This window comes from Stappia indica, from assembly GCF_020177335.1.
GTDB lineage: Bacteria > Pseudomonadota > Alphaproteobacteria > Rhizobiales > Stappiaceae > Stappia > Stappia indica_B.
Window position 1 is genome coordinate 234,317 of sequence record NZ_JAIVMG010000007.1, and the last position, 15,692, is coordinate 250,008.

The window sequence follows — 15,692 nt, forward strand, 5'->3', positions numbered from 1 at the left end:
CGAGAGGGCAGCCGTCATGCAGCAACAGATGGGCGGCACCAAGCGCCAGAAGGAGCTGCGCAAGCTCCTGCGCCAGATGCTGCCGCGCGTTCCCCTTGCCGATGCGCAGCCGATCCTCGCCGGCGCCAATGCCCGGCACCTGCGCCATCTGCCCCCGTCCATCGCTCTCTGGCAGGCAACCACCAGCCATGTCCGGCATGGGCACACCGACTATGACACCCTGCTCGCCGAAGGCTATGACCGGGACGCGGCCCGTTTCTTCGTCATCGAGCCGATGAATGCCGTCCTGCAAGGCTGGGGATGCGCCCGCCGAGTCAGCCCGGACGACGAGACGGATACCCCGACGGGCGATCAGCCCGAACGATAGAGCCAGTGCTCGGGGATAAGCGCGGTCACCTCCTCGCCCGGCCGGATCACCCCCGGCCGCTCCACATAGCCGACCAGCCCGCGTTTGCCCCGCGCCACGAGCGCGAACTGCAGGTCCAGGCCGTCGCGCTCGGGAAACCGCTCGGCAATCGCCCGTCCGGAGATCCGGCAAGGTGCGTTGTCGCCATCCACCCGCAGCACCGCCCCCCCGGCGAACACCAGCCGGGTCCGCGGCGGGATCCGCGTCAGCCGCGGAATTCCCTCCAGAAGCACATTGGCGCCGATCCATCCGGCCTCGATTTCCGGCAGGTCCATCGCCCTAGCAACTTCCGCCAGTTCCGTGACCGACAGGATCGAGATCTGCCGTTCGTTGCACATTTCCGTACCGCGCGGATACCAGGGTTCGCGCGGGCTGGACCTGCGGGTGAACCCGCCATGGCGATCGCCGGCAATACCCTCGAAGCCCAGCCTCAGCGCGGGTTCGCGACTGGTGCGGAACTCCTCCGGATCACTCGTCGCATAGACCCGCACCACGGTCCCGGTCACCCGTTGCGCGGCGACCCTGTCCTCGTTCTTCGTAGACATATCTTCCGTCAGATCTGCGGCCATGCCATCCCCCTTTCGCGTGCTGCGAGCCAACGCCCACAGGTTGAAACCTGAAAGCCGCGCACGCAAACAAAAAAGGCGGCGAACCCACCGGTTCGCCGCCTTCCTGACGGTTCTGCCAATCGCACTTACCGCGTCAGCGGCTTGTACTTGATCCGCCGCGGGTCGGCCGCATGGGCACCGAGCCGGCGCACCTTGTCCTTCTCGTAGTCCTCGAAGTTGCCTTCGAACCACTCCACATGGCTGTCGCCCTCGAAGGCGAGCATATGCGTGGCGAGCCGGTCAAGGAACATGCGATCGTGGCTGATCACGACGGCGCAGCCGGCGTAGTTTTCCAGCGCATCTTCAAGCGCCGCCAGCGTTTCGGTATCGAGATCGTTGGTCGGCTCGTCGAGCAGCAGCACATTGGCGCCCTGCTTCAGCACCTTGGCAAGGTGCACCCGGTTGCGCTGACCGCCGGAAAGATCGCCCACCTTCGCCTGCTGGGCCGGGCCCTTGAAGTTGAAGGAGGAGCAATAGGCGCGGCTGTTGATCTCCTTGCCATCGAGATAAATGATCTCGTTGCCATCGGAAATCTCTTCCCACACGGTCTTGTTCGGGTCGAGCGTGTCGCGCGACTGGTCGACATAGCCCAGATGCACGCTGTCACCGACGGTGATGTCGCCCGAATCGGGCTTTTCCTGACCGGTCAGCAGCTTGAACAGGGTCGACTTGCCGGCGCCGTTCGGGCCGATGACACCGACGATGCCGCCACGCGGCAGCTTGAAGGACAGGTTCTCGATCAGGAGCCGGTCGCCGAAGCCCTTCGACACACCATCCAGGTCGATGACATTGTTGCCGAGCCGCTCGCCCACCGGGATGAGGATCTGCTCGATCGACGGCATCCGCTCTTCCTGCTTGGTAAGCAGGTCCTCATAGGCACGGATACGCGCCTTGGACTTGGTCTGGCGCCCCTTCGGCGACATGCCCATCCACTCGCGCTCGCGGGCAATCGCACGGGAACGGGCCATGTCCTCGCGGCCTTCCTGCTCCATGCGCTTGGTCTTCTTCTCCAGATAGACCGAGTAGTTGCCCTCGTAGGGGATGCCACGACCGCGGTCGAGCTCAAGAATCCAGCCCGTGACATTGTCGAGGAAGTAGCGGTCGTGGGTGATGATCAGCACCGAGCCCTTGAACTCGCGCAGGTGCCGCTCCAGCCAGTGCACCGTCTCCGCGTCGAGATGGTTGGTCGGCTCGTCGAGCAGCAGAAGGTCCGGCTCGGACAGCAGAAGCTGGCACAGTGCCACGCGGCGGCGCTCACCGCCCGACAGGTTGTCGACGGCGGCCTCGGACGGCGGGCAGCGCAGGGCCTCCATCGCCATCTCGACCTTGCTGTCAAGGTTCCAAAGGTCTTCCGCGTCGATGATGTCCTGGAGCTTGGCGCCCTCCTCCGCGGTTTCGTCGGAGTAGTTCATCATCAGTTCGTTGTAGCGGTCGACGATGGCCTGCTTGTGGGCAACGCCCTCCAGCACGTTCTCGCGCACCGTCTTGGATGCGTCGAGCTGCGGCTCCTGCGGCAGGTAGCCGACCTTGGCGCCCTCGGCGGCCCAGGCCTCGCCGGAATATTCCTTGTCGAGGCCGGCCATGATCTTGAGAAGGGTCGACTTGCCCGCGCCGTTCGGTCCGAGAATACCGATCTTGGCGTCCGGGTAGAAGGACAGGTGAATGTCGTCGAGGACCTTCTTGCCGTTATAAGCCTTCGACAGACCGTGCATATGATAGATGAACTGGCGCGCCATAGGTGCCTGCCGCTCCGCTGGTAACAATGAGGGGGAACTGGCCGTTGTCTTAGTCGATGGCCGCTGCCGGGGCAAGTGCGCGATTGCCCCATGTGTTTACCGTCGATTCATCATGGCGCGGCAAGCTGCCGGCGGGCTGGATGTTGCAAAAGGATGTATCACATGCGTATCGCGCGCTCCGCCGGACTTGCCGGCGTTCTCGCACTTACCCTGGCCCTTGGTGCCTGCGGTTCCAACCGGTTCGAGCGCGGTGTCACCGGTGCGGCCATCGGCACCGCTGCGGGTGCCGGCGTTCTGGCCATTGCCGGTGGTCCCGTGCTTGTCGGCGCGGCGGCGGGGGCCGTTGGCGGGGCGGCAATTGGCGCCCTCACCAACGAATGCCAGATCGACCTCGGCCCGCAGCGCCCCAACAACTGCTGACGCGCGCCGCAAGCGGCGCCTTCAGGGTTTTTGACCTTTCCCTATTTTTACCAGACGCCATCCCTGCGCGCGTCAGCGCGCTGGTATGGCCGAAAGCATGATTGCAACCCAAGAGTTCACTCCACTAGGATATCCTCCCAGATTGCACGTCACGTGGATTTCACGCTGACCCGCTAGAGTCCGAGCCCGAAAAATGTGCAGGTATTCGGGTCAGGATCATGCCCGGAATTCGAGGGTACAAGGCAAGACCACGCGGCCATCCGGGGCTCTTCCGGTACCGCTTTCGCAGGGAGACGAACATGTCCTGGTCGTTGTTGTGGGTGGATCATTGGTCGGGATGCAAGACGACCCTGTCCCCGGAGCCCCCCTCCGCGCACTCCTCTTCCTCTGATTGGGCGGCCCGCCAGAACCGGGCGGCCACCGGAAACGCGATACCTTTCGAGCAGACCGAGGATCTGTGCCAGGCGCGGCTGATGGCGGCCCATGCGGCGCTGGAGCGTCTCGCCGATGCGCCCGCACAGGCGCCGGCGGCAGATCGCGGCTGACCGACCCGGTCGCTGGGGGCGGCACGCGGCGAGCCGGTGGACCGGCCGCGAACCTGCGATGCATTTCACGCACACCGTGCCGCTTGCGCGGCATAAATCAGGTGGTGTAGGAAGAACCCGCTTCCGGACACGGGGTGCCTCACCCCCCAGCCAAATCCGGCAGCCCGGGCCTGTAGCTCAATTGGTTAGAGCCGTCCGCTCATAACGGATTGGTTGGGGGTTCGAGTCCCTCCGGGCCCACCATTTCCTTTAAAATCAATGCCTTAAGACCCGGTTTTCCTAGGTGGGACATTTCGGTGTTCAATCCGATCTATCTGGCTCAGTCTCGAAACGGCGTTTTCTATTTTCGCTGGCCGTTACCAAAACAGCTTCATCCATAGGGAGGGTTGGGCCGTGAACATCAAGAAGACCCGACGGATTTACAATGAGTTGGGACTTCAGCTCAGGAACAAGCAGCCCAAGCGACGGGTGAAGGCAAAACTGCGCGAGGACCGTCAGGAGGCTGTCGGCCCGAATGATGTCTAGGCCATGGATTTCGTTCACGATCAGCTCGCCATGGGCAAGAAGCTCCGCATCCTGACCATCGTCGACACCCATTCAAGGTTCTGCCCAGCGGCTGATCCCCGCTTCACCTACCGCGGCGAGGACGTCGTACAGCCCCTCGAGCGCGTCTGTGCTTGTACCGGCTATCCGAGAACGATACGGGTCGACAATGGCAGCGAGTTCATCTCCCGCGACCTCGATCTGTGGGCCTATGCGAACGACGTCACCCTCGACTTCTCACGGCCGGGCAAGCCTACGGACAACGGCTTCATCGAAGCCTTCAACAGCAAGCTGCGGGCCGAATGTTTGAACGCACACTGGTTCCTGAGCCTTGCGGATGCCCGCGAAAAGTTGGAGGATTGGCCTCGATACTACAACGAGGTTCGGCCTCACTCGGCGATCGGATACAACGTCCCGATCGCGTTACAGAATCCCGGTGGCGCAGCCAGCACGTCACCGTGAAAAAAGCCGGAAAACTCCAGCCACCGGCGCTCCAAAGTTCGGTCTCAGAGCAGGCCCGTATCGTTACTTTCAACAGATTTTAATTGGCGCAACGTTATTGACCGGAGGGCATGGTGACTGAAGCAGAACTTGAAGAGCTGATCAACAATTGCCCGATTCTGTATCACATGGCCGAGCGCAGTTCGTGGGAATCGATCAAGCAGTATGGCCTGCTGAGCACCAGCGCGCTCCTAGACCGCTACGCAGTCCAGCCGCCAATTCGCACCGAGATCGAAAGCCGACATCGACCGAAAAGCGTGGAAGTGACAAGTGATGCCCTTCCTCGAGCCGTTGTACGCGACCAGATCCCGATGAGTGACGCAGGCCTTCAAAAGGCATTGCCCGACCGTCTCTCCCCGGCGGATTGGTATGAGCTGTTGAACGCCAAAGTCTTCTTCTGGCTTTCGGAGGAACGCCTTCATAGACTGACCAACGCTAAAGCCTATCGTGACAGGGAGCACGATGTTCTTGAAGTGGATACAAGGTCCCTGATTAACGCACATAGGGATTTAATCTGGTTTTGTCCGATCAACAGCGGCTGTACTAAGCCGATGCCGCATCCGCGTGACGAAACCATTTTTACTCGTATTGCAGAGTATCCGTATGCCCATTGGCGAGCGCGGCGCAGTCGTCGAGAGCGCGTGGTTGAGCTCGCCGTTGACCATTCGATCGAAGATATTCGCGACCACGTGAGGCGCGTCGTCGTGAAGCGGGGCACTGATGTCCTGAGCGTGATCGAGTGAGGCGGCACAATTATTCTGCCCGTGATCTCTGGGCGCAGATATTTAAAAGGGCAGCCGCAGACCTGAATGCGACTTTGCATAAGCCAGATGAAAAAAGTGAGGCCGCGCAGCGCGAGCTTACCGCCAAGGCGTTGAAAGAGGCTGGCTGGTCGGAAGTCGAAATCGCTCGGCGCATTGAGTCGGATCTCTTCCATGGCGAATTAGAAAGCGTCAATAGCCCTGGTGTTGGACCTGGCCTAGAGTTCAGATTAAATTTTCTTTCAGACCGTCTTCGAAAATAGATCTCGAAGAATGGGGAGACATCCCACGAAAAGGTGGAGGTCGCGATAGACCCGAAAGCTGGTGTCTCGGCATCACTCACAAACGTAATCATGACCGATCAAGCGATACTTTCGGTTAACTCATTCTTGTTCAGATGGTGTGGCCTGGTAGCTCGAGCTTATACCCGCACAATTTACGCTAGTACCCCACATTGGTGTTCCAATAGCTCCGACCCGGCGGCTGATCGAGAACTCCTTCTGAAACATCCTGATCTGGTTCTCTATTGGTTTCGAATTTTTGTGTCCTTCTCAGGGACAGGCACACATGCTCTGGTACCCTATCGTCCGTCGTCACCGATGGAGTTTCATCTGTTTGAGCAGGTCGCATGGTCGATGGAGTATTTCACCATTGCGCACGAATTCGGTCATCACCTGTTGGGCCACCGCAATGCCGATGACGATCCCAAAGCGCAGGAGTTTCAGGCTGACGCGTTTGCAGTAAAGATCTGTGAACAGCTTGAGTTCGAGCCGTTCCCGCTTCTCCCAAACCCCTATACTAGGACCGCGGCTGGCGCTTCGCTGATGCTACTCGCGCTTGAGATTCTACGCGCGTTCGAAGATCCGGCCGGCGAAGGCATAGCTGTCGTCGATACTCACCCATCCCCAAGTGACCGTATCGCCAAGATATCAACACGAAACCTGATGCAACCAAAGCAGTTGCAGATGGATCAGGAGTTCAACGGCACCGTTGTACGGATAATGAGTGCTGTCGCTGCTGTCATGCGCGACTTCCGACGTAAAGGTGGCGACAAACTCGTAGCTATGATCAGACAGCGTTTGCATGATGCAGAGATGGAGCTGCGGAACTCGGGCAAGTCGTCATCCGACGAGGCAAATGCATAGGTTCTCTTCGCTATTCAGTTCTCACATGCGCTATGAACGACTGGTTCGGCGCGGCTGAGCTGGGGCACCCATTTGGTCTAGAAAGAAACGTGAAGGGCTACGAGCGTACGTCGCACGCCATCTTGATGAAGGTCTGCTTTGCCTCGTTTGCCGCCAAGACCTACCAGTCCGCAAATGGTCCCATTCCAGTCATTCGTTCTAGGTGCCGCAAACGTCCGTACCCGGCCCATCCTGGACCTTTGATCCAGTCGCATCGAATGACTGCTTTCATGTCCAATGGAGAACCGGCTAATGATCGACGTGTCAGCGCGAAGCGGTCGCGGGTTGGTGTATGAGTGCAGTCGTTCGGGGGAGGCCACCATTCCCTGCTACTGGAGTATTGCATCCGGGTGAAAGGCCCGAACCGGTGGTGCTTTCCTGGTAGGGAGTACCGGCACATAGAGATCTGAATCTACTCCAAACTCTTACTCCATCAAGATGCTATCTATATGAAAAATATAGACTATGTCTGCTGCGCGCCTTCTCCCTCCGGGCCCACCATTTCCCTTCAAGATCAGCGCCTTGGCTGCCCCCCTCACGCGGCGTTGAACAGATAGCGAAAGAAGCGGCGGTCGGGCACCAAGGTCAGGCACTTGGCGATCACCGCCACCGCGAGGATCGAAAACACCACGCGGCCGACGAGCACGCTGGTCAGATCCGCCCCGAGCGCCACGACGATCAACGTGTCTTCGATCACGCTGTGGCAAAGCCCCATGAACATGGCGGCGAGGAACACATCCCGCGCGCCGAGATGGCCTTTTCGAGCCTCGCGAATGATCAGCCCACCGCCATAGGAGAGGCCAAGCAGCAGGCCGACCATGGTCAGCGGCGCGGCGTCCGGGCCGATGCCTGTCAGCCGCAGGACCGGTGACAACGCCTTGGTGAGCCAGCGCATCACCCCGATTTTCTCCATAAGGCGCATCAGGATGACGAGGGCGAGCAGGATGACGAACATCCAGCCGAGCGCTTCCGCCGTTTCCAGCGCGAAGGCGCCCCATCCGGTCTCCGAGCCCGCCGGCACCCAATGGGGCGCCACCGGGTCCTGAAGCCAGCCGGTCGCCTGGAAAATCAGGTGCAGGATCAGCCCGCAGAGGAACCCGCCCAAAAGCCGTGACAGGCTGGTAACGACAAGGCCGGGCCCGGCTTTCTGGACGATGCGCTGTTCGATCGGCAGGGCATGGGCAAACAGAATCAGCGTCGAGAACACCGTCACCTGCGCGGTCGTCAGCTGCTCCGCCGGCACCAGCGCGAACAGCGCGACCGCCCCGCCCCAGACCCCGGTCAGAACGCCGGTGGCCCAGGCGATTCCAAGCTCCGGCGGCAGGCCGAGAAGCGCCATCAGCGGCGAAAACAGTGGCGCCAGCAGCTCCACCACGCCAAACTCGATGGCCACCCGGGTCAGCACCATGACCGGCAGGACGATCCTGACGAGCACCCAATAGAGCGAGAGGGCATCGCGCAACAGCGCAAGGGCAGAGTGAAGGATCCGCATGTCGATGGTCCCGGATGGCTGGAAAACGTCCTCAGCTCATAAAGCCAACTCGGCGAAATTTGCGGTCAAATTTTGCGTCTTTGTGCAATAAAATTGCAAAAACAAGCCCAAGCCGCCCCAACCGCACGATCCTCAGCGAGCTCGCCCATGACCCAGCGCACCGGCCTCGACCGCCTCGACCGGAAACTCCTTGCCGCCGTGCAAAAGGATGCCGCGCGCACCAATGCGGCCCTTGCCGAGGAAATCGGCTTATCCCCGTCAAGCTGCCTGCGCCGTCTCCAGCGCCTGAAGGCGGAAGGTGTTCTCTTGAAGACCGTCGCGCTGGTGGCCCCGGCCGCACTCGGCCGGACGCTCTCGGCGATTGTCGAGGTGGAACTCGACCGGCACGGCGAACAGCATCTGCGCCGCTTCCTGGAGCGGGCGCGGGGCGAGGCGGCGGTCACCCACGCCTATGCGGTGACCGGGGAAATCGACGTGATCCTGATGCTGCGATTGGTGGACATGGCCGAGTTTCACCAGATCTGCGAACGCCTGTTCCGCGATGCCACCAATGTCGCCCGCTTCAAGACCATGTTCGTGACCCAGACCGGCAAGGAGGAGACGGCGCTGCCGGTTCCCTGAGCAAAGCCTTGGACCTTGCGCCTCTCGGCGAACGCCTTGCCAATTTCCCAAGATCAGGCTCCCGGGCCGGTTTCCCAAGGCCGGTCAATCCTCTAGAGTTGCGACCAACAATTGGCCGACTGACCGCCCGCCCGACCGGCGATGGCCCCTTCCCTTTCTGACGGACCGACCCTGATGCCCCGTACCCCGACGCTGATCACGATGGTGCTTCTTTCGGTCTCGTTGACCGGCTGGCTGCTGGTGGTCGGGCGGGCACTCCTGCTGCCCTTCATCATCGCCCTTCTGGTCTGGTACCTGATCAACGCGCTTGCCGCCGGCGTCAACGGCATCCCGCTGATCGGCCGGCACCTGCCCCGCACCATCACCCTGCCGGCGGCGCTGGCGCTGATCTTCGGCGCCTCGGTGGTGGTGGTCGACGTGGTGACGGCCAATCTCACCGATCTTGCGCGGGACGCGCCGGTGTATCAGGCGCGGCTGGAACGGCTGTTCGACAGCTACTCCACCCGCTTCGGCCTGAAGGACCCGATCGAGCTGGCCGACCTGATGCCCGCCGGCGGCCTCAACCGGCTGATCGCCGCCGGCGCCAACGCCATCACCACCATCGCCGGCTCGGCCTCGCTGGTGTTCATCTATGTGCTGTTCCTCTTGCTGGAACAGTCGACCTTCGACCGCAAGCTGGCGCGGGCCTTCACCTCAAAGGGCCGGGCCGATTTCGCCTTCCAGGTGCGCGGCCGCATCACCGAAGCGCTGCGCCACTACCTCGGCATCAAGACCGGCGTCAGTGTCCTGACCGGAATGCTGACCAGCGCGCTCCTGACCGTGCTCGGCCTGCCCTATGCGGCGTTGTTCGGCTTCATCGCCTTCCTGCTCAACTACATCCCGACCATCGGCTCGCTCACCGCCGTGATTTTTCCCAGCCTGCTCGCCCTCGTTTATTTCGACACGCTCACCCCGTTCCTGATCATCAGCCTTGGCCTTGGCACGATCCAGTTCCTGATCGGCAACCTCCTGGAGCCGCGCCTGATGGGCAACAGCCTCAACCTGTCCGGCCTCGTGATCATGCTGTCGCTGTCCTTCTGGGGCGCGATCTGGGGGGTGACCGGCATGGTGCTGTGCGTGCCGCTCACCGTGATGGTGCTGATCATCTGCGCCCAGTTCGAGGCCTCCCGGCCGATTGCCGTTCTGTTGTCGGCCGATGGCGAGGTCGGCGCGCCGATCACCGTTGCCGACGGCACGGAGTGAGACAACAACCCCAGCGCCATTTCCGCGCCGCAATTGCCACCAAAGGTCGCGCCATCCAATTGGAGCGTTCAGGAGATTCGCGTATGCGCTTTTCGCACAGCAACCGTTTTCACACCGCTGCCCTCGCCCTTGCCCTGTCGGCGATGCTGGCCGTCCCGGCCGCCCGGGCTGAGGAACCGCGCATCGCCACCATCGACATGACCGGACGTGGCACGGTCACCGCCGCCCCGGATCTTGCCTGGGTCAGCAGCGGTGTGGTCAGCGACGCCAAGACCGCCGCCGAAGCCTTGACCGCCAACAACGCGGCGATGACGGCGGTGATCGAGCGGATCAAGTCCGCCGGCATCGAAGCCCGCGACATTCAGACCAACGGTTTTTCCGTGATGCCGCGCTACAAGCGGATCGACCCCAAGTCGAACCAGCAGGACTACAACACGGTCATCGGCTACCGGGTCAGCAATGGCGTGCGGGTGCGGGTGCGCCAGCTCGACGGCCTTGGCAAACTGCTCGATGCGATGGTGCGCGACGGCGCCAACCGCATCGACGGCATCGCCTTCGAGGTCAGCAACGCCGAAGAACTGAAGGACGAGGCCCGCAAGGCGGCCATGGCCGATGCCATGGGCAAGGCCAAGCTCTATGCCGAAGCCGCCGGCGTCTCGCTCGGTCGGGTGCTGTCGATCAACGAGCAGGACTTCGGCCCGCGTCCGAAGATGATGATGGCCCGCGCCGAAATGGCGATGGCCGATTCCGGCGCCGCTCCGATTGAAGCCGGCGAGGAAACCCTCGAAGTGCGCGTCAACGTCACCTGGCAGCTCAGCCAGTAAGGCGCGCCCGCGCTTTCCGACACCACGCCGGGACCCTTGCGTTTCAGCGCAACAGGCCCCGGCGCAGCCAGACCTGAAGGGCCTTGCGGCTGCTGCCCGTCTCGCCCACATCCGGCCAGTCGAAACCGATCGTCAATCCGTCCACCGGCGCGAACCCGCGTTTTCTCCAGAACGGATCGAGCGGGCGGTAGCCCTCCGGGCGACACGGGTGATTCGCCGGCCGGATAACCGCACAGAAGGTGGCTGCATCGAAGCCGAGCTCGCGGGCGCGCACCTCCCGCCCGTCGAAGAAGGCATGGCCGACGCCCCGTCCGCGATAGGCGCGGGTGAGCACCGATTCCGCGAAATAATAGATCCCGGCCGGATCGAGCCCCGCCGCCTCGTAAGGCCGGCGAATATCGTCGACCTCATCCCGCAGCGGCTGCCCAGTGGCCGCGCCGATCAGGGTTCCCCCATCGAACGCCCCGACCACCACAGCGCCTGGTGAGCGAAGGTAACGGGACAGGTATTCCGTCTCGTAGGCTTCCGATCCATCGTACAAATACGGCCATTCCCTGAATACCTCGACGCGCAGGCGCGCCAGCGGCTCCAGAAGCGCCCCTATTTCATTACCCGTCAAAGTATTGATCGTGACCGGCACGTCATTCGCCCCATTTGATCTTTTTTTCTTTTTTCTCCGCGCACGCATGGCCGAGATGCGAAAAATGCATTGTACCGGCGCGCCGGGCAGCTTATAGGGTGCCTGTTCGGGATTGAACCCGGGTTTCATCTACTGGTTGGGGAGACCGCCATGTCTGACGACGGCCTCTTCCAATTGGGGATGGACTTGGAGGCTCGTGATTATGAAGGCTTGCACATGCCCGCCTTTGACGAGCCAAGAAGCACCACCCATACGGAAGACAACATCACTGTAGCGCCCGCCTCCAACGGGCAAGACGAACGTTTGGACCACTTCATCGAGAAGGGAGGGGTTCGATACGCCGGCTCGCATCTGATCATCGATCTGTATGACGCCGAGCGTCTCGACGACCTGCCTTATATCGAGGAAACGCTGAAGACCTGTATCGAGGAAGCGGGCGCAACGCTGTTGCACATTCACCTGCATCCGTTCGAGCCGACGGGCGTCAGCGGTGTGGCGGTGCTGGCGGAAAGTCATATTTCTGTGCACACATGGCCGGAGGCCGGCTATGCGGCTTTCGACGTCTTCATGTGCGGCGATGCGGAACCGGAGAAGTGCGTTGCCGTTCTGGAACGCGCCTTCACGCCCGGACGGTCGCAGGTGAGCGAACTGCTGCGCGGCAAGGAGGTCGCATGACCAGTGGACTGGTTTTCAACGAGACGCTCTATCCGGGCGTCGAGGTGAAATACACCTGCGACACGGTGATCTTCCAGGATCGCTCCGAGCATCAGGATCTCGTCCTGTTCGAGAACCCGGTGTTCGGCAAGGTGCTGATGCTCGACGGCGTGACCCAGGTCACCAGCGCCGACGAATTCATCTATCACGAGATGATGGCGCATGTGCCGATCCTGGCCCATGGCGCGGCGCGCAAGGTGCTGATCATCGGCGGCGGCGACTGCGGCATGGCCGAGGAAGTGCTGAAGCACAAGGGCGTGGAGAAGCTCACCCAGGTGGAAATCGACCGCTCCGTGGTCGATTTCTCCAAGGAGAACTTCGCCGACTTCAACGCCTCGGTGTTCGATGACCCGCGGTTCGATCTGGTGATTGCCGATGGGGCGCGGTTCGTCGCGGAAACGGACGAGCGGTTCGACATCGTGCTGGTGGATTCCACCGATCCGCACGGTCCGGGTGCGGTGCTCTTCACCGAGGAGTTCTATCGCGGCGTTCATCGTTGCCTGACGCCCGGCGGCATTCTCGTCACGCAGAACGGGGTTCCGTTCCTGCAGCGCGAGGAACTGGTCACCTCGATCCGCCATTTCTCCGGCATCTACAAGGATGCCGCAGCCTATATCGCCGCGATCCCGACCTATTTCGGCGGGCACATGGCGTTTGGCTGGGCGACCGACAACGTCGAAGCGCGCAAGACCTCGCTTGAGGTGTTGCAGCAGCGTTTTGCCGAGGCGAATTTCGACACCCGCTACTATACGCCGGACGTGCATCAGGCGGCCTTCGCCCTGCCGCGCTTCATCGGCGATGCGGTGACCGAAGGGCGCGGCGACAAGGGCTGATCCCCGCCCGGCCACGCGCCGAAACGTGACGATCTGACAAGGGGCGGCCAGCGAGCCGCCCTTTTTCATGAGCGGAGAGGAGAGCGAAACACGCCCCCCTGTCGTTCTGTGATGTGGCACTGTGGTGTTGCCGAGGGAACGCCCTGCGTTTTCATGGGGTCGGAACCGAAACGCCCTGGCTCTCCGGTCCCGGCTCGCCGCTTTGCGGCGTCCGGGAGGACGCGGAGTGTGGGGCGATGTCCGGTGTCCCGCCGCCGTTGCCCATGAAGTGGCATCGTCCGGGGCAAACCCCTCTCGGCGTCATCCCGGGCAAGCCCTGGCGCGACCCGGGATCGGGGGGCCGAAAGCCCCGCGTTTTCAATAGACTGAAACCGATACGCCGTGCCTATCCGGTCCTGGCTCGCCGCTTTGCGGCGTCCGGGAGGACGCGGAGTGTAGGGCGATGTCCGGCGTCGGGCTGCCCGATACATTTTGCGACAGGCCCGACATAGCTCAGGGATATTCACAAGCTAGGCTCCAAAGCCTAACCCCATGCCGCTGACACGATCACCGGCACCAGCACATCCGACAAGACGCCGAACGAAGGTGACCCATGGCACTTCCCTCCTCCCCCACGGCCTACAGCCGCACCCAGATCCTGCTTCACTGGACCATCGCCGCGCTGGTGATCTACCAGCTCGTGTTCGGCCATGACATCAAGGACCTCGGCCGCGCCCTGCGCGATGGCCAGACCCCGGACTTCTTCCAGGCCCTGCCGGGCAACCTGCACATCTGGTTCGGCTTCGCGATCCTCGGTCTGACCGTCTGGCGTCTGGCGCTGCGGCTGACCCATGGTGCACCGCCCGCCCCGGAGGGAACCCGCGCGAGCCTGTTCGTGATGAAGGCGGTCTATCTGCTGTTCTACGTGCTGCTGATCGCCGCGCCGGTCAGCGGGGCCATCGCCTGGTACCTCGGCATCCATGACGTCGGCGAGATCCACGAAACCCTGAAGCCGGTCTTCATCGTGCTGATCGCCCTGCATGTGGCGGCCACCGTCTGGCACAGCCTGGTGCGCAAGGACGACACGCTGCGCCGGATGCTCTCCGCCCGGCGGTCATAAAAAAGGGATCGGCGCGGGTGTCTCGCAAGTCAGCCCGCGCCGCGCCAAAGCTCCAAAGTCAGGCGCCGACCTGGGCGATCCAGTCCTGCAGATTGTAATAGGTGGTGATCCGCGCGATCCGCCCATCGCGAATATCGAAGAAAGTCCCCGCCGGCAGGCGGTAGGTCTGGCCCGCCGCCTCCGGCAGCCCCTCATCGCTCACCAGATAGGTGCCCGAGACGATGAATTCGGCCGCCGCCCGGCTGCCGTCTTCAGAAACGAACACCTCGATATCCGACAGGCTCTCCTTGTAGCAGCTGGTCATATGCGCGTTGAACTCGGCGAATTTCGCCTTGCCGATGCGCCGCTCCCCCTGATTGACGTCATGGGCGATGTCCTCGCTGACCAGCGCCAGCATGGCATCGGTGTCACCGGCATTGAAGGCGGCGTAATAGGCGTCGATCAACGCCCGGGTCGTGTCATGCGACATGGTGTAATCCATCCTGAAGGATCAGTGGGACGGGGCCGCGCGGGCGATATCTGGACGGGCAGAGACTTGACGCCACGGTTCAGCCGGCGCCGCGCATGCGGTCGATGCTGAGCGGGCCGGGGCCAGCTGCCGCCAGATAGAGGAAGGAGAAGCAGTAGAGCACCGCCAACTCGCCGCCGTTCAGCAGCGGATAGGTCCCCTGCGGCGCATGCACCATGAAATAGGCGACCGCCATGGTGCCCGAGGCGAGAAACGCCGCCAGCCGGGTGAACAGGCCAATCACGATCAGCGCACCGCACACCAGCTCGATCAACCCCGCCGCGCCGCCCATGGTCATCGGCGAGACGCCGGACATCTGGCTCGCCGGAAGACTGAGATACTTGGTGGTGCCGTGCTGCAGGAACAGCAAACCCGCCATGATGCGGAACACACTGAGAAACAGGGCCGAATAGGCTTTCAGAAAGGTCACGTCGATCTCCTTGGGCCGCCCATCGCGGCGACCGGTCTTGCCCGGGCACGGACCGCCCGGATGCCGGACGGCAAGCCATGAGGCTTTACCCTACGCATGCGCGCCCCGGAACCGCAATCCGGCGCGTGCCCACATCAACCTTCGCCGCCCCCGCCACCATCAAGGGGGGCGCTCAATTGCGCGGAAAGCCGCGTGCCGCCCATTGGCTGCGCGGGACCGGGGCACCGACCCGGAAGCTGAAGCGCTCCACCCGTGTCACCGCCGGATCTGTCTCGCAGCGGAAATCGAGGTCATACCACATCCCCCGCGAGCGATAGGCCGCGCGCACCGGCGCCAGCACCGTACCGGCCTGCGGGCGGAAGGAGGGCAGGATTTCCGGCGGCCGGTCGGGATAAAGGTCGCGGATCTGGGCACGCAGCTCCGTCACGCACAGAAGATTGAGCCGCTGCGGTCCGGACAGGCCGGCCATCGCCGTGCGGGCCCGCGAATCCCCCAGAATGCGGCTTGAGAAAAGCTCCCGCGCGCCGGCAAGACGCGGCGCCCCCGGCCGCCGCGCAGGCTCGCTCGCCCCAGCGGGCAGCCGAA

The 15,692-nt window shown here is 62.7% G+C and carries 18 protein-coding genes, 1 tRNA gene and 1 pseudogene; 13 read left to right on the top strand and 7 right to left on the bottom strand.

From position 1 onward, the window contains the following. The first annotated feature begins 16 nt into the window (after positions 1-16). Positions 17-367, top strand: a complete 351-nt coding sequence (locus tag LC062_RS11710; protein ID WP_224911207.1) for a DUF2293 domain-containing protein — start codon at positions 17-19, stop codon at positions 365-367. On the opposite strand, the gene LC062_RS11715 is transcribed toward LC062_RS11710, so the two are convergent. Then, complete coding sequence (locus LC062_RS11715) at positions 352-951, bottom strand: MOSC domain-containing protein (RefSeq protein WP_224911208.1); 600 nt, start codon at positions 949-951, stop codon at positions 352-354. The genes LC062_RS11710 and LC062_RS11715 overlap by 16 nt on opposite strands. Positions 952-1,100: 149 nt before the next feature. Next, on the bottom strand, positions 1,101-2,750 hold the full coding sequence (gene ettA, locus LC062_RS11720; protein ID WP_224911209.1) for an energy-dependent translational throttle protein EttA: 1,650 nt from the start codon (positions 2,748-2,750) through the stop codon (positions 1,101-1,103). A gap of 162 nt (positions 2,751-2,912) precedes the next feature. On the opposite strand from ettA, the gene LC062_RS11725 reads away from it, so the two are divergent. The 6 genes and pseudogenes from LC062_RS11725 to LC062_RS11750 all read left to right on the top strand — a co-directional run bounded on the left by LC062_RS11725 (position 2,913) and on the right by LC062_RS11750 (position 6,665). Further along, positions 2,913-3,170, top strand: a complete 258-nt coding sequence (locus tag LC062_RS11725; RefSeq protein WP_224911210.1) for a hypothetical protein — start codon at positions 2,913-2,915, stop codon at positions 3,168-3,170. Positions 3,171-3,469: 299 nt separating this feature from the next. Beyond that, complete coding sequence (locus LC062_RS11730) at positions 3,470-3,715, top strand: hypothetical protein (protein ID WP_224911211.1); 246 nt, start codon at positions 3,470-3,472, stop codon at positions 3,713-3,715. Positions 3,716-3,881: 166 nt separating this feature from the next. Then, a tRNA-Ile gene (locus LC062_RS11735) sits at positions 3,882-3,958 on the top strand. A gap of 129 nt (positions 3,959-4,087) precedes the next feature. Next, positions 4,088-4,720 (top strand): annotated as a pseudogene (locus LC062_RS11740) (IS3 family transposase); the annotation flags it as partial. Positions 4,721-4,833: 113 nt separating this feature from the next. Then, a complete protein-coding gene (locus LC062_RS11745; RefSeq protein ID WP_224911212.1) occupies positions 4,834-5,502 on the top strand; it encodes a DUF7002 family protein in 669 nt (222 codons plus the stop codon). Positions 5,503-6,119: 617 nt separating this feature from the next. After that, the gene (locus LC062_RS11750) at positions 6,120-6,665 is read left to right on the top strand and encodes a M48 family metalloprotease (RefSeq protein WP_224911213.1); all 546 of its coding nucleotides are present in this window, start codon (positions 6,120-6,122) and stop codon (positions 6,663-6,665) included. A 574-nt stretch (positions 6,666-7,239) separates the two neighbouring features. Here LC062_RS11750 and LC062_RS11755 read toward each other — a convergent pair. Further along, a complete protein-coding gene (locus tag LC062_RS11755) occupies positions 7,240-8,196 on the bottom strand; it encodes a nucleoside recognition domain-containing protein (RefSeq protein ID WP_224911214.1) in 957 nt (318 codons plus the stop codon). A gap of 147 nt (positions 8,197-8,343) precedes the next feature. Between LC062_RS11755 and LC062_RS11760 the strand changes: the two genes are divergently transcribed. The 3 genes from LC062_RS11760 (at position 8,344) to LC062_RS11770 (ending at position 10,883) form a co-directional block, all read left to right on the top strand. After that, positions 8,344-8,817 carry an Lrp/AsnC family transcriptional regulator gene (locus tag LC062_RS11760; RefSeq protein ID WP_224911215.1) on the top strand — a complete coding sequence of 158 codons (474 nt, stop codon included), beginning with the start codon at positions 8,344-8,346 and terminating at the stop codon, positions 8,815-8,817. A gap of 174 nt (positions 8,818-8,991) precedes the next feature. Beyond that, a complete protein-coding gene (locus LC062_RS11765) occupies positions 8,992-10,059 on the top strand; it encodes an AI-2E family transporter (RefSeq protein ID WP_224911216.1) in 1,068 nt (355 codons plus the stop codon). Between the two features lie 83 nt (positions 10,060-10,142). Continuing rightward, entirely contained in the window at positions 10,143-10,883 is a 741-nt protein-coding gene (locus tag LC062_RS11770; RefSeq protein WP_224911217.1) for an SIMPL domain-containing protein, read from the top strand. A gap of 43 nt (positions 10,884-10,926) precedes the next feature. On the opposite strand, the gene LC062_RS11775 is transcribed toward LC062_RS11770, so the two are convergent. Then, positions 10,927-11,652, bottom strand: coding sequence for a GNAT family N-acetyltransferase (locus tag LC062_RS11775; RefSeq protein ID WP_224911218.1), 726 nt, complete (start codon positions 11,650-11,652; stop codon positions 10,927-10,929). A gap of 21 nt (positions 11,653-11,673) precedes the next feature. Between LC062_RS11775 and speD the strand changes: the two genes are divergently transcribed. From speD to LC062_RS11790, 3 genes are all read left to right on the top strand, one after another. Beyond that, the gene (speD, locus tag LC062_RS11780; protein ID WP_224911219.1) at positions 11,674-12,198 is read left to right on the top strand and encodes an adenosylmethionine decarboxylase; all 525 of its coding nucleotides are present in this window, start codon (positions 11,674-11,676) and stop codon (positions 12,196-12,198) included. After that, on the top strand, positions 12,195-13,070 hold the full coding sequence (gene speE / locus LC062_RS11785) for a polyamine aminopropyltransferase (RefSeq protein WP_224911220.1): 876 nt from the start codon (positions 12,195-12,197) through the stop codon (positions 13,068-13,070). The genes speD and speE overlap by 4 nt, the downstream gene beginning before the upstream one ends. Before the next feature lie 592 nt (positions 13,071-13,662). Continuing rightward, entirely contained in the window at positions 13,663-14,169 is a 507-nt protein-coding gene (locus LC062_RS11790; protein ID WP_224911221.1) for a cytochrome b, read from the top strand. 58 nt (positions 14,170-14,227) lie between these two features. On the opposite strand, the gene LC062_RS11795 is transcribed toward LC062_RS11790, so the two are convergent. From LC062_RS11795 to LC062_RS11805, 3 genes are all read right to left on the bottom strand, one after another. After that, on the bottom strand, positions 14,228-14,638 hold the full coding sequence (locus LC062_RS11795; protein WP_224911222.1) for a ketosteroid isomerase-related protein: 411 nt from the start codon (positions 14,636-14,638) through the stop codon (positions 14,228-14,230). Between the two features lie 79 nt (positions 14,639-14,717). After that, positions 14,718-15,107, bottom strand: a complete 390-nt coding sequence (locus LC062_RS11800) for a DoxX family protein (protein WP_224911223.1) — start codon at positions 15,105-15,107, stop codon at positions 14,718-14,720. Between the two features lie 172 nt (positions 15,108-15,279). Beyond that, on the bottom strand, positions 15,280-15,692 hold a 413-nt coding region (locus LC062_RS11805; protein WP_224911224.1), incomplete at its 5' end, for a DUF930 domain-containing protein.